Origin of the sequence: Actinoplanes sp. TBRC 11911, from assembly GCF_012933445.1 — a bacterium.
Classification (GTDB): Bacteria; Actinomycetota; Actinomycetes; order Mycobacteriales; family Micromonosporaceae; genus Actinoplanes.
This window is the reverse complement of record NZ_JABBNC010000018.1, coordinates 1-13,195: the sequence shown is the minus strand read 5'-3', so window position 1 is coordinate 13,195 and position 13,195 is coordinate 1. Positions and strand designations below refer to the sequence as shown.

The 13,195-nt window shown below is 69.0% G+C and carries 13 protein-coding genes; 5 read left to right on the top strand and 8 right to left on the bottom strand.

Annotated features, from left to right (window positions below):
* Positions 1–675: an amino acid ABC transporter permease gene (locus HH310_RS23325; RefSeq protein ID WP_169177757.1), complete on the top strand. Its 675-nt coding sequence runs from the start codon at positions 1–3 to the stop codon at positions 673–675.
* Positions 672–1,541: an amino acid ABC transporter permease gene (locus HH310_RS23320; protein WP_169177756.1), complete on the top strand. Its 870-nt coding sequence runs from the start codon at positions 672–674 to the stop codon at positions 1,539–1,541. The genes HH310_RS23325 and HH310_RS23320 overlap by 4 nt, the downstream gene beginning before the upstream one ends.
* On the opposite strand, the gene rny is transcribed toward HH310_RS23320, so the two are convergent.
* From rny to HH310_RS23280, 8 genes are all read right to left on the bottom strand, one after another.
* Positions 1,542–3,278 (bottom strand): ribonuclease Y, encoded by a 1,737-nt coding sequence (rny, locus tag HH310_RS23315; RefSeq protein WP_169177755.1) that lies wholly within the window; start codon positions 3,276–3,278, stop codon positions 1,542–1,544.
* Between the two features lie 463 nt (positions 3,279–3,741).
* Positions 3,742–4,737 (bottom strand): hypothetical protein, encoded by a 996-nt coding sequence (locus tag HH310_RS23310; protein WP_169177754.1) that lies wholly within the window; start codon positions 4,735–4,737, stop codon positions 3,742–3,744.
* 476 nt (positions 4,738–5,213) lie between these two features.
* Positions 5,214–5,951, bottom strand: coding sequence for a regulatory protein RecX (locus HH310_RS23305; protein ID WP_169177753.1), 738 nt, complete (start codon positions 5,949–5,951; stop codon positions 5,214–5,216).
* A 17-nt stretch (positions 5,952–5,968) separates the two neighbouring features.
* Entirely contained in the window at positions 5,969–7,015 is a 1,047-nt protein-coding gene (recA, locus tag HH310_RS23300) for a recombinase RecA (protein ID WP_169177752.1), read from the bottom strand.
* Positions 7,016–7,214: 199 nt separating this feature from the next.
* Positions 7,215–7,415 (bottom strand): DUF3046 domain-containing protein, encoded by a 201-nt coding sequence (locus HH310_RS23295; RefSeq protein WP_169177751.1) that lies wholly within the window; start codon positions 7,413–7,415, stop codon positions 7,215–7,217.
* A gap of 119 nt (positions 7,416–7,534) precedes the next feature.
* A complete protein-coding gene (locus HH310_RS23290) occupies positions 7,535–8,197 on the bottom strand; it encodes a UdgX family uracil-DNA binding protein (protein ID WP_169177750.1) in 663 nt (220 codons plus the stop codon).
* Positions 8,198–8,356: 159 nt separating this feature from the next.
* Entirely contained in the window at positions 8,357–9,019 is a 663-nt protein-coding gene (locus tag HH310_RS23285; protein ID WP_169177749.1) for a UdgX family uracil-DNA binding protein, read from the bottom strand.
* 124 nt (positions 9,020–9,143) lie between these two features.
* A complete protein-coding gene (locus HH310_RS23280; protein ID WP_169177748.1) occupies positions 9,144–10,490 on the bottom strand; it encodes an aminotransferase class I/II-fold pyridoxal phosphate-dependent enzyme in 1,347 nt (448 codons plus the stop codon).
* A gap of 49 nt (positions 10,491–10,539) precedes the next feature.
* Between HH310_RS23280 and HH310_RS23275 the strand changes: the two genes are divergently transcribed.
* From HH310_RS23275 to HH310_RS43260, 3 genes are all read left to right on the top strand, one after another.
* A complete protein-coding gene (locus HH310_RS23275) occupies positions 10,540–11,793 on the top strand; it encodes a bifunctional pyridoxamine 5'-phosphate oxidase family protein/GNAT family N-acetyltransferase (RefSeq protein ID WP_169177747.1) in 1,254 nt (417 codons plus the stop codon).
* Between the two features lie 179 nt (positions 11,794–11,972).
* Positions 11,973–12,647, top strand: coding sequence for a leucine efflux protein LeuE (gene leuE / locus HH310_RS23270; protein ID WP_169177746.1), 675 nt, complete (start codon positions 11,973–11,975; stop codon positions 12,645–12,647).
* A gap of 268 nt (positions 12,648–12,915) precedes the next feature.
* The coding region (locus HH310_RS43260; RefSeq protein WP_211192510.1) for a hypothetical protein at positions 12,916–13,195 on the top strand (280 nt) is incomplete at its 3' end.

Genomic DNA, 13,195 nt, shown 5'->3' with positions numbered 1-13,195 from the left:
ATGGACGTCTTCTCCGATCCCGCGAACGTCGACGTGTACGTGACCGGGTTCCTCTGGATCCTGAAGCTCACGATCGCCGGCACGGTCGGCGCGCTGGTTCTCGGCGTCGTGCTCGCGGCGATGCGCGTGTCCCCGGTCCCGGTGCTGCGCTGGTTCGGGGCGGCCTGGGTGAACATCTTCCGGAACACCCCGCTCACCCTGATCATCTTCTTCTGCTACTTCGGCCTGTTCTCGACGCTCGGCTTCTCGGCGTCCGACGACATCGACCGGAACAACTACTGGCTCGGCGTGATCGGCCTGTCGGTCTACACGGCGGCGTTCGTCTGCGAGGCCATCCGCTCCGGCATCAACACGGTGCCGGCCGGGCAGGCGGAGGCGGCCCGCGCGATCGGCATGTCGTTCTTCCAGACCCTGACGATGATCATCCTGCCGCAGGCCGGGCGCGCGGTGATCGCGCCGCTGGGCAGCATCTTCATCGCGCTCGCGAAGAACTCGACGATCGTCGGCACGATCGGCCTCGCCGAGTCCTCGAACGCGATGAAGGACCTGATCAACGCGAACGGCGACCAAGTCATCTCGATCTTCCTGGCGTTCGCCGGCACGTTCGCGATCGTCCTGATCCCCACCGGCTACGGCTTCGGCTGGCTGGCCCGGCGTTTGGCGGTTAAGCGATGAGCACCGACGCGGTTCTGTACGACCATCCCGGACCGCGGGCCCGGGCCCGCAACCGGATCCTGACCGTCGTCTTCGGCGTCGTGGTTCTCGCGCTGCTGTACTGGGTCTACACGAAGTTCGACGACAAGGGTCAGTGGGCGGCGGCGCTGTGGAAGCCGTTCACCCAGGGCAGCACGTGGACCGACTACATCCTGCCCGGACTGCGGCACACGCTGGAGGCGGCGGCCGTCGCGGCGGTGCTGTCGCTGGCGTTCGGCATCGTCTTCTCGGTCGGGCGGCTCTCCGATCACTGGTGGGTGCGGGTGCCCGCCGGTGTGGTCGTCGAGTTCTTCCGAGCCGTACCGCTGCTGCTGTTGATGTTCTTCATCTTCTTCGGGGTGCCGTTCCTGACCCAGCAACCGATGTCCATCTTCTGGTCGGTCGTCATCGGTCTCACCCTTTACAACGGGTCGGTGCTGGCCGAGGCCTTCCGCGCCGGCGTCCTGGCGGTGCCGAACGGACAGAGCGAGGCCGCGTACGCCGTGGGGATGCGCAAGGGCCAGGTGATGGCGAACATTTTGATCCCGCAGGCGGCGCGCGCGATGCTGCCGGTGATCGTGAGCCAGCTCGTGGTGCTGGTGAAGGACACCGCGCTGGGCTACATCATCTCGTACAACGAACTGCTGCAGATGGGTGTGAACAACGTGGCCGCGAACTTCGGCAACGTGGTTCAGGCCGCGATCGTGGCGGCGATCATCTACATCATCATCAACTCGTTGCTGACCGCGTTCGCGGGCTGGCTGTCGCGGCGGACCCGGCGTAGTGGGCGGGCGCCGCGTTCTACTGGCGGGTCCATGCCGACGCCCGCTCCGGCCGAGGTGCTCTGATTACCGGGCCAGTTCGGTGACGCGGGACTCGCGCACCACCGTCACGCGGATCTGGCCCGGGTAGGTGAGCTCTTCCTCGATCTGCTTGGCCACGTCGCGGGCCAGGACCGACGCGCCGATGTCGTCGACGTCCTCGGGGCGGACCATCACCCGGATCTCGCGGCCGGCCTGCATGGCGAAGACCTTCTCGACGCCCACCTTGCCGCCGGCGATCTCCTCGATCCGCTCCAGCCGCTTCACGTACACCTCGAGGCTCTCCCGCCGCGCTCCCGGCCGGCCGCCCGAGCAGGCGTCCGCGGCCTGGGTCAGCACCGCCTCGATCGTCTGCGGCTGCACCTCGTTGTGGTGCGCCTCGATCGCGTGCACGATGTCCTCGGCCTCGCCGTACTTGCGGGCCAGGTCGGCGCCGATCAGCGCGTGACTGCCCTCGACCTCGTGGGTGAGCGCCTTGCCGATGTCGTGCAGGAAGGCGGCACGCTTCATCGTCGAGACGTCCAGACCCAGTTCGGCGGCCATGATCCCGGCGATGTGGGCGGTCTCGGCCAGGTGCTTGAGCACGTTCTGGCCGTAACTTGTGCGGTATCGCAACCGTCCGAGAAGCTTCGCGAGCTCCGGGTGGATGTCGGTGATCCCCACGTCGACCAGCGCCTCCTCGGCGGCCCGGTCACAGAGACGATCGACCTCGTTCTTGGCGCTCTCGAAGACTTCCTCGATGCGGTGCGGATGGATACGGCCGTCGAGGACCAGTTTCTCCAGCGTCAGGCGGCCGACCTCACGGCGTACCGGATCGAAGCAGGACAGAAGGACGGCCTCGGGGGTGTCGTCGATGATCAGATTGACGCCGGTGACCGACTCGAACGCCCGGATGTTGCGGCCCTCGCGGCCGATGATCCGGCCCTTCATCTCGTCGCTGGGCAGGTGCAGGACGCTGACCACGCTCTCCGCGGTCTGCTCGCTGGCGATGCGCTGGATCGCGTCGACCACGATGCGGCGGGCGCGGTCGTCGGCGGTCGTCTTCGCCTCGGCCTCGACGTCCCGGATGAGCAGTGCGGCCTCCCGCTTGGCCTGCGACTCCATGCTCTCGACCAGTTCGGCGCGGGCGGCCTCGACGGTCAGGCCGGCGATGCGTTCCAGCTCGCGGCGCTTGTCGTCCTCGGCGCCGGCCAGGGCGGCCTCGCGGGTGGTCAGCGCGGCCTCGCGAACGGTCACGTCCGCTTCCATGGTGGCGACGCGGCGTTCCCGCTCGACCAGTCGTTCCACCTCGTCGGCGTGCAGGCGCTCGCGCTCGTCGATGCGGCCGGCGCGGCGTTCGACCTCGGCGGACTGCTCCTTGGCGGTCGCGTTGAGCAGGGCGACCTCGCGTTCCCCGGAGCGGCGGGCGGCGCTGCGGACCTCTTCGGCGTCGGTTTCGGCCTGGCGGTGCGAACGCTCCAGGATGGTCTCGGCCTCGCTGTGCGCGGCCTCCAGGACGCGGCGTGCCTCGGCGCGGGCGGCGGTGGCTTCGGCCTTGGCGGCCGCGGCCTCGGCGCGTACCGAGGCGGCCTGGGCGTGGGCGTCGGCCACGTTTTCCCGGGCCGCTTCGCGGGCTGCTGAGGCGGCCCGGCCCTGACGGTCCTCGGCGTCCGCGCGCTCGAGTTTGAGCTGGTGCAACGCTCGGGAACCCAGCGCCATGCCGGACACCACCAAGGCTCCGACGAGGGCGATCGCCACCACGAGCACCCATTCCGGGGCGGTCATCTCGCCGCGTCTCCCTTCGCCGGCCCTCGCTAGGGGCCTGTCAGCGGGATGCCCGACCAAGGCAGAAATGACCGCGTGCCATCGGGCCGCGACGCATCCGCCTGCGCCGGGTCCGACCGCTGTGTGCGCTGCGGTCTCGCGCTCGTGTTCGTTATGTCCCGCCGGGTCTGCTCGCCGGTTGCCCCGCCGGATTCCCGCCAGGTTTCCCGCCGGACTCCCGCCGGGTTTCCCGCCGGTGCACACGTCGGTCCACGCCCGTCGCGCGGACTGCCGGGTGCGAGCAAGTGATGCCGTAATGTAATGCGATCTATGTTGTGCGTGTTGCATGCGATGGTCGAACAAACCTTGTGTAACGCGAGGCTAGGTCGCGAGTGCCACTTCGGTCAAGGATCCATGATTCGGCAGCGGATAGGACGTAGGGCACAGACCCGCTTACGCGCAGCTCACGATCCTGCCGGGCATTTCAGGCGTACCGGGACCAGAGATCGCGCATCGGCTCCCAGCTCTGCCCCACGCCTTCCTTCCAGTAGGCCAGGAGATAGCCGGCTGCGGGGGTCTTGGCGTCGTCCCAGCAGATGGCGCTGACCGTGCGGGTGATGCCACGCTCGGTGATCCGGTATGCGTACTCAACGTAATTGCCGGTTGTCTGTTTTGCGGCGGTTGGGGCGTTTGCACCGGGAGTCAGGGTGCGGGCGTCGGCGGCCTGTGTCTCTATCGTGGCGCGCGCCTTGTTCCGGTCGGCGGTCGAGTTGTACTGGACGAAGATCGCGCTCATGCCGTCGAGGGTGCAGCGGACGCGGGCCTTCTCGCCGGGTTTCTTCGCCGGGCCGCCTGGGGTGTCGCTGCGGTTGCAGGTGGCTACGTAGGGGAGCCAGCCCTGGGCGAACGGAGTGAGGGCGGTGCCTTGGAAGTCCTTGGTGTTGGTGGCGACCTGGTTTTGCTCGAAGACGCCTAGTGACGTGGTGGGTTTCGGTGGTGATGGTGGTGGTGGGGTCGTGTTGCGGCCGGTCAGATAGCCGGCGGTTCCGAAGATCAGGAGGCCGGTTAGTAGGCCTGTTGTCAGGGCTCGTATTTGGCCTCGCCGGGGTGGTGGGGCGGAGTCGTTGTGGGGGCCGGGGTCGTTGTGGAGCGGGCCGTGGCTTGGTGGTGGGGTTGAGATGGGCGGCGTTATCGGAGTCCACGGGGTCGTCTGGGACTCGTAGATTCCGGTGGGTGGCGGGGCCTGGTCGCGCGGTGGGGTGGCGACCTGGGACTCGTCGGGGTGGGGGTCGGCATCGACGTCCCACCATCCGGGGCTGAGGTCGTCGCTGTCTTGTGTGGGGATCGGCTCGGCGCCCTCCGGGAAGGGACCGTAGCTACGCACTCGATTCTGCGAGTCTTCGGTCACGACGCTGCAGATTATCAGCCAGTTGCCAACGCCAATATGTTCGAGCTGGTTCGCTTGTCGATGATCATCCATTCACGACAATGCGGCTGCTTGGAATTTCGGATTTGAGCGGCACGGGATGACGGTGTCGGGGTTAATCGGATTGCTTGGGGTATGGGCTGCAGGCTGCGTCTTCGTGGCTCCCCCTGGGTTTGGTCTCCATCGTGCGCAGCGCTTTTGGCCTTGCGGTGGCGGACGTGAAGCGCAACTGAAGGTGGCTCGATCCGGGCGGTTGAGAGCCACTTGCAAAGATCGCGGACGGCGAAATGATCGCATAGTGGAAGGCTCGGCGGTGTCATCGCGCTGTGGTCCACGGCGGCACGCTGGGCGCTATTCACCGGAATGCCAATTGACGCCGCTGTGACCTCGTAGCGCGCCGCGTGTTGGGCCTTCAGCGCGCACCGCGTGTTGGGCCTTCAGCGCGCACCGCGCGCTGGGCCTCAGCTGGCACCGCGCTGGACCTCAGTGCGCCCCACCGCCAGGCCTCATTGCGCGCCGCCCTCTGGACCTCAGAGGGACGTGTCGGTGGCCTCGTCTGCCATCGCGTCGGCGTCGATCTGGTCGGCGAACTCTGCCGCCTCGGCGTCTCGGGCGGCCAGCGCGTCCTTGACCGCCCGGATGGCGACGCCGGGAGGGTAGCCCTTGCGGGCCAGCATGCCCACCAGGCGGCGGAACACCGCATCGGGCGCACCCGTGGTGGATCGCAGCTTGCGATCGACCAGGGCACGCGCGGTGGCCGCCTCCGCGTCGTCGTCGAGCGTGCCGAGCGCCTCGTTCGCCACCTCGGAGGCGACGCCGCGCTGGCGCAGCTCGTTGGCCAGCGCGCGGCGGGCGAGACCGCGGCCGTGATGGCGGCTCGACACCCACGCCTGCGCGAACGCCGCGTCGTCGATGATGCCGACCTCGTCATAGCGGTCCAGAACCTCGGCGATCACCTCTTCGGAGATCTGTTTGCGGGCGAGCGCCTTCGCCAGCTCCACGCGGGTGCGTGGCCGCACGGCCAGCTGCCGGAGGCAGATCTCGCGAGCGCGTTCCGCCTCGCTCTGCTCCGGCTGCTGCGGCCTTGCGTCATCGGTGGTGAATCCGCCCGGCGAGCCTCGCCGGCGACGGGCGGGAACGTTGCCGCGTTCCGGATCGTCGTCGCGAGGCCCACCGGACGGGTGCTCATCGTCGGTCGTGCGGCGAGCGGGCCGGGGCGGGATGGCATCCCATCCACGCCCGGACCGTGCGCCGCGTCGTCCGGCCATCCGGCGGCCTTACCCGATCAGAAGTCGACCGGCGGCAGCTCCGGGCCGCCGGCGGCGTCACCGGTGGTCTGGCCCACGCCGAGCTTCTCGAGGATCTTCTTCTCGATCTCGGCCGCGACGTCCGGGTTCTCCTTCAGGAACTCGCGCGCCTTCTCCTTGCCCTGGCCCAGCTGGTCGCCGTCATACGTATACCAAGCGCCGGACTTGCGGATGATGCTCTGCTCCACGCCGACGTCGATCAGGGAGCCCTCACGGGAGATGCCCTTGCCGTACATGATGTCGAACTCGGCCTGCTTGAACGGCGCGGCGACCTTGTTCTTCACCACCTTGACGCGGGTCCGGTTGCCGACCACGTCGGTGCCGTCCTTCAGGCTCTCGATGCGGCGGACGTCGAGCCGGACCGAGGCGTAGAACTTCAACGCGCGGCCACCGGTCGTCGTCTCGGGCGAGCCGAACATGACGCCGATCTTCTCGCGGAGCTGGTTGATGAAGATCGCGGTCGTGCTGGTGTTGCTCAGCACGCCGGTCATCTTCCGCAGCGCCTGACTCATCAGCCGGGCCTGGAGACCGACGTGGCTGTCACCCATCTCGCCCTCGATCTCGGCGCGCGGCACGAGCGCGGCCACCGAGTCGATGACGAGGATGTCGAGCGCGCCGGAGCGGACCAGCATGTCCGCGATCTCCAGCGCCTGCTCCCCGGTGTCGGGCTGGGACACCAGCATGGCGTCGGTGTCGACGCCGAGCGCCTTGGCATATTCCGGGTCGAGCGCGTGCTCGGCGTCGATGAACGCCGCGATGCCGCCGGCCTTCTGCGCGGACGCCACCGCGTGCAGCGCGACCGTCGTCTTACCGCTGGATTCCGGCCCGTAGATCTCGACCACCCGGCCGCGCGGCAGGCCGCCGACGCCGAGTGCCACATCCAGCGCGATGGAGCCGGTCGGGATGACGGCGGTCTGGATGACCGGCCGCTCCCCCAGGCGCATCACCGAGCCCTTGCCGAACTGCTTGTCGATCTGCGCGAGCGCCAGATCGAGCGCCTTGTCCCGGTCAGGTCCTGCCACCATGTCCGCCACCCCTGTACTCGACTTCGCGGGCGTCTTCGCCGATGAGCTCTTGTTCACCACGGGCACCAAGGTAGGGGGTGGGTATGACAAAAATCCGCCGCCCTGCCTTCGGCTGTGGATGACCAAGCCGTTGTGGACAATAGCCGAACACGTGTACGACGATCGAGTGACACGCCAGAACAAGCGTACGAAAAATGCGTTAATGCAGGCGCGAAGGCACTCGATCGGGGTACTCGTCCACGACTGCTCGCCAGATCGTAGCCGTCTCGACACCCTTGGTAATCGCTTGGTTGATCGTCAGGTCGCCCAGGTCCGCGAACGAATAGTCGGCCGCGAGACTGCGCGCATACGGAGCCCCGAACGCCTGCTCAAGCCGCTCCCAGAAATCTGTCAACCGCACCCCACGAGCCTACTCAGGGCGCAGCCGAACGACATCGCCACGTATCGGCGCTGACGGACGTCGACGTCGGGCCCGGTTTCCGACGGTGGCATTCGTCGCCCGCCGCTGTTGCCCGGTCGTCAGCTCACCGCCGCGGCGGCGATCTTCAAGTCGTCGACAAGGCTGCGGTATATCGTCTCGCGGTCGTCGGCGCGCAGCACGACCGACGGGTGGAAGGTGGCCAGCGCCTGAATCTGCCCGACCGGGAAATCCTCGGGATGCTGGGCCGATGCGGGCCACGGCATCAGCTTGCCGCGCTGCTGAGTCACCCGGAACGAAGGGCCGAGCAGCGCCTTGCCCGCGGTGGCCCCGAGGATCACCACGAGCTCGGGCTTGAGCAGCGCGAACTCGGCGACCAGCCACGGCCGGCACGCGGTGATATGGGCCGGGCCCGGGTTCTGATGGATGCGCCGCTTCCCGCGCAGCTCGAACCGAAAGTGTTTGACCGCGCTGGTGATGTAGACGTCGGCCGGGTCGATGCCCGCGTCGTCGGATGCCTCGCGCAGCACACGGCCCGCCGGCCCCACGAAGGGCACACCCTTCCGATCCTCGTTGTCACCCGGCTGCTCGCCGACGAAAACGATCCTTGCGTGCGGGGCGCCGCGCCCGAAAACCGTCTGTGTGGCGTTCGCATACAGTTCGCAGCCCTCACAGCCGGCCGCGGCGACCTTGAGCTCGTCGAGACTGCGCGGGTGGTGCGGCACCCACCGCTGTGCGCCGACCGGCGTATCGGACCCTGGCATGCAGACGTTCTACCCGAGGTTTGGAGTGGCACGCGCACTGCCGAGGTGACGACTAAACGCGTCGCGGTCGACTCGCCGCGGTACGACCGGACGCCAGGTGCCCTCCGCAAGCCTGCCGACATGCCACCTGGGTGGCAGCGAATTTCGCTGGCGTGGGCGTCAGCTCACCGCGGACGCGGCGATCTTCAGATCGTCGACCAAGCTTCGGTACGCCGTCTCGCGGTCGTCGGCGCGGAGCACGGCCGACGGGTGGAACGTGGCCAGCGCCTGGATCTGCGCGACCGGAAAATCGTCCGGGTGCTGGGCCGACGCGGGCCACGGCATCAGCTTGCCGCGCTGCTGGGTCACCCGGAATGAGGGGCCTAGCAGCGCCTTGCCCGCCGTCGCTCCGAGGATCACCACGAGCTCGGGCTTGAGCAGCGAGAACTCGGCGACCAGCCAGGGCCGGCACGCGGTGATATGGGCCGGGCCCGGGTTCTGATGGATGCGCCGCTTACCGCGCAGCTCGAACCGGAAGTGCTTGACGGCATTGGTGATGTAGACGTCGGTGGGGTCGATGCCGGCGTCGTCGACCGCCTCGCGCAGCAGCCGGCCGGCCGGTCCGACGAACGGAAGGCCCTTCTGGTCCTCGACGTCGCCGGGCTGCTCGCCGACGAAAACGATCTTCGCGTGCGGGGCGCCGCGCCCGAACACGGTTTGCGTCGCATCCGCGTACAGCTCGCAGCCCTCACAGCCGGCCGCTGCGGCCTTGAGCTCGTCGATACTGCTCGGGTGCGGCGGCACCCACTGCTGCGCGCCGACCGGCGCCTCGGTCCCTGGCATGGACACGTTCTACCCGAAGTTCGGGGTGGCACGCACGGCGGGACACCTCCGGAGGAACGGCGCACGGACGGCAGCCTGGTGGCCACGGCCGCGAGCCACACGCGTACGAGCAAGAGCAAGGTTTTCATCGCGACGGGACCCCGGCGTCGATCGGGATCACCGCGGCGACGACGACGTCGGCCAGAGCTGGGACGGCGGCCTCGTCGAGGGAGCTGATCGTGATGCGGATGCCCGGCGGGGTGCCGATGCGGAAGAGCGAACCGGGGGCGACCGCGTAACCGGCATCGCGGAGGAGCCCGACCGCGCGAGTCTCGTCGGCGACGCGGACCCACACGTTGATGCCGGTGGCCGCCTCGGCCGTGATGCCGCGCGCCAGGAGAGCGTCGCACAAGGCTCGTCGTCGCCGCCCGTAGGCCTCGGCGGCGGCGGCGACGGTGGCGGTGACCTCGTCGTCGCGCCAGAGCCGGAGGAGCAGGCTCTGCAGGACCGTCGACACCCAGCCGGAGCCGATACGCATGCGGCCGACCACCCGGGCGATGGTGGTCTCATCCCCCGCCACCACGGCGATCCGCAGGTCGGGGCCGAACGGTTTCGAGGCCGAGCGGATGAACGCCCAGGACGAGGTCACCGGGCCGACACAGTGCGGCGGGACGGTGGAGAGCTCGGCAGCGTGATCATCCTCGATCAGCAGCACCCCCGGGTGGGAGGCGAGCACGTCACGCAGCACGGCGGCGCGGTCCGGGCTGATGGCGGCTCCGGTCGGATTTTGCGCACGCACGGTGACGACTGCGGCTCTCGCGCCGGCCCGTAAAGCCGCGGCGAATGTGACCGGATCGGGGCCGTCCTGGTCGACCTCGAACGGGATCGGGCGCATCCCGAGCGCGGCGAGCAGATCGAACAGATTGGACCAGCCCGGATCCTCCACGGCGACCGGGTCACCCGGCCTCAGATGGGCGGTGAGCAACCGCTCGATCGCGTCGAGGGTGCCCGAGGTGGCGGTGATCGCGGCATCGGCCACCGGGACGCCGTCGGCCTCCAGACGCGGGCGTGCGGCCTCGATCAGCTCGGGCATGGCGACGGCCGCGGCATAGCCCCGGGGCGGGCCGATCGCCTCGGCGACCGAACGCAGCGCCGGACCGATGGGGGGCAGCAGGCGTTGGTCAGGCTCGCCGGAGGTGAGATCGCGCGCCCCGACCGGGACCGGCAGACGCAGCGCGGACCGCGGGCCGGCGATCGGCGGGCGCGATCTGACCCGCGTGCCGCGTCGGCCCTCCGTCTCGATCACGCCGCGTTGCCGCAGCTCCTGATAGGCCTTGGCGACCGTGGCCGGGCTGACATGCAGCTGGTCGGCGAGGACGCGGACCGAGGGCAAAGCAGCCCCGAACACCCAGTCACCGCGCCGGACGCCCGCCTCGATGCTGGCCGAAATCGATGCGGCGCTGTCGCCGCTGACCTGATACTGTGCTGACACAAGGCAGAGTCTGTACTAGTACAGAGATAATTGCAAGCAGGGAGGGCCGATGTATCCCCAGACGGACCGCACCACCGCCACCCGCCGTCGTGAGCGGATGCACTACGACCGCGAGGCGGCACACGCCATCCTCGACGAGGCGTACGACTGTTCCGTGGCCTTCGTTGTGGACGGTGCGCCACGCGTGCTTCCTACGCTGCACGTTCGCGTCGGCGACACTCTCTATCTGCACGGCTCGTCCGGCGGCCGCCTCGGCCTGACGGCCCGCGACGATTCGGTCCAGGTCTGCGTGAGCGTCACCCTCCTCGATGCTTTTGTGTACGCGCGTGCGCAGGCTGCACACAGTGCGAACTATCGGTCCGTCATCGCCCATGGTTCGGCGCGGCTGGTCACCGACCCGGCAGAGAAGCTCGAGGTGCTGACGGCGGTGGTGAACAAGGTGGGTGCCGGTCGCGCCGCGGACACCCGGCCGCCGGACAAACAGGAGCTCGCGCAGACGAGCGTGCTCGCGCTTCCGCTGGAGGAGGTGTCGGTCCGCGCGCGCACCCACGGCGTCGCCGACGAGCCCGACGATCTTGGGTGGCCGCACTGGGCCGGGGTCTTGCCGGTGCGGCGAGTGTTCGGTGCGCCGCAGGGTGACGTCGGCGTGCGGGCGGCGGTGCCCGACTATCTGCCCGGGGCGGAGCTGCCGTGGGCTAAACCGGTGGTGTTCGAGGGCCGCCACGTCCGGCTCGAGCCGCTCAGCGCGGGGCACGCCGAGGGGTTGCTCAAGGCGCTCGCCGACGAGGAGGTCTGGCGGCACATTCCGTCGCGCCAGCCGACGACGACGGACGAGATGACCGCGATGATCGCCGGCCTCCAACGGGCCCGCTGGGAGGGGCATCAGCTGCCGTGGGCCCAGGTCGAGCCGGGGACGGGCCGGGTGATGGGCATGACGAGCTATCACGAGATCGATGCGCAGCGGCGCGCGCTCGCCATCGGGCACACCATGATCGGGAAGCCGTGGTGGCGGACGGGCGTCAATACCGAGGCGAAGCTGTTGCTTCTGGAGCACGCGTTCGAGACGCTCGGCGCGGAGCGAGTGTTCTGGTTCACGGACATTCGCAACGACAGGTCACAGAAGGCCATCGCGCGGCTTGGCGCGGTGCGGGAGGGGGTCCTGCGGCGGCACCGATTGCGCTCGGACGGCTCGTGGCGCGACACCGTAGTCTTCGGCATGACCGTGACCGAATGGCCGGCGGCGGGCGAGCGCCTCCGGGCACGGCTGGCCAGCGGAGATTCGACAGCGATGACAACGGCTTAGGCGCGTCTCGGTGGGGGGCGCGTTTGACACCGTTGGCCGGTCTGGCCGGCGCGACTGAGGACGCAGGTGACGGGGGCGCCTCACGCCGGTCCGGTCGGCACGGCCGAGGACGCATGTGACGACGCCTCAGTCCGGCATGGCTGAGGCTCATGTGATGGTGATGGGTCCGGGGAGGATGCATGGTCGGGGTTACGAATTTCTGGACGTACGTCATCGGCACTGCCGCGATCATCCTGTTGCCGGGGCCGAACTCGATTTTCGTGCTGTCGGTGGGGGCCCGGTTCGGGGTGCGGGCCGGATACAAGGCGGCGGCCGGGGTCTTCCTTGGCGACACGGTGTTGATGACGCTGTCGGCGGCCGGGGTCGCGTCGCTGTTGCGGACGTACCCGCCGGTCTTCCTGGTGATCAAGTACGCCGGGGCGGCCTACCTGTTCTGGGTCGGTTTAGGCATCATCCGCGGAGCCGTGCGGAAGTGGCGAGCCCGAGGTGAGGTGCCGGCTACTGCGGCCGGGCCGGAGGTTCGGGCCGGCGGGGACGTTCTCGGGGAGGTCAGCCATCCGTTCCGGCGGGCGACCGTGATCAGCCTGTTGAATCCCAAGGCGATCCTGTTCTTCGTGTCGTTCTTCATCCAGTTCGTCGAGCCGGGGTATGGGCATCCGGCCCTGTCTTTCCTGGTGCTCGGGGCGGTGGTCCAGCTGTTCAGCGGCATCTACCTGACGTCGCTGATCTTCGGTGGCCGGTTCCTGGCGAGTCAGTTCCGGCGCCGGCGCCGCCTGGCGGCGGGCGCGGCTACGGGGGTGGGCGCGCTGTTCGTCGGCTTCGGCATCAAGCTCGCTACGGCAAGCGTCAGTTAGACAGATGATTCCGAGGTCGTGATTCCGAGGTCGTGATTCCGAGGTCGTGATTCCGAGGTCGCCGATCGAGGTGCGGGCACAGCGAGCGCTCGGTGGAACGCAACCCACACAGTGCAAAACGGTTCTGCGACGGTTAAGCCCGATATGGCCTTTTAGCAGTGTTCTCGCGGCTGCGCCGCTGACTGGGCGCAATCTGGATCGGCTGCGGTCGCGCTTCCAGCCGGCCTCGGCAGCGGGCCGGCCGGTGGTGGTGGCGCCTCGCTGCCTGGTGGGCAATCTGGAACCGCCGCGCTGGCTGACCCGCAACCTGGACGGCTCGGCCGCGAAGATCGTCACCGCTCGCGCGACGATCCGCTCGTGGGGCGATCCGCTCGCGCGACGATCCGCTCGTGGGGCGATCCGCTCACGCGACGATCCGCTCACGCGACGATCCCCTCGTGGGGCGATCCGCTCACGCGACGATCCGCTCACGCAACGATCCGCTCGTGGGGCGACCCGCTCACGCGACGATCCGCCCGTGGGGCGACCCGCTCACGCGACGATCCGCC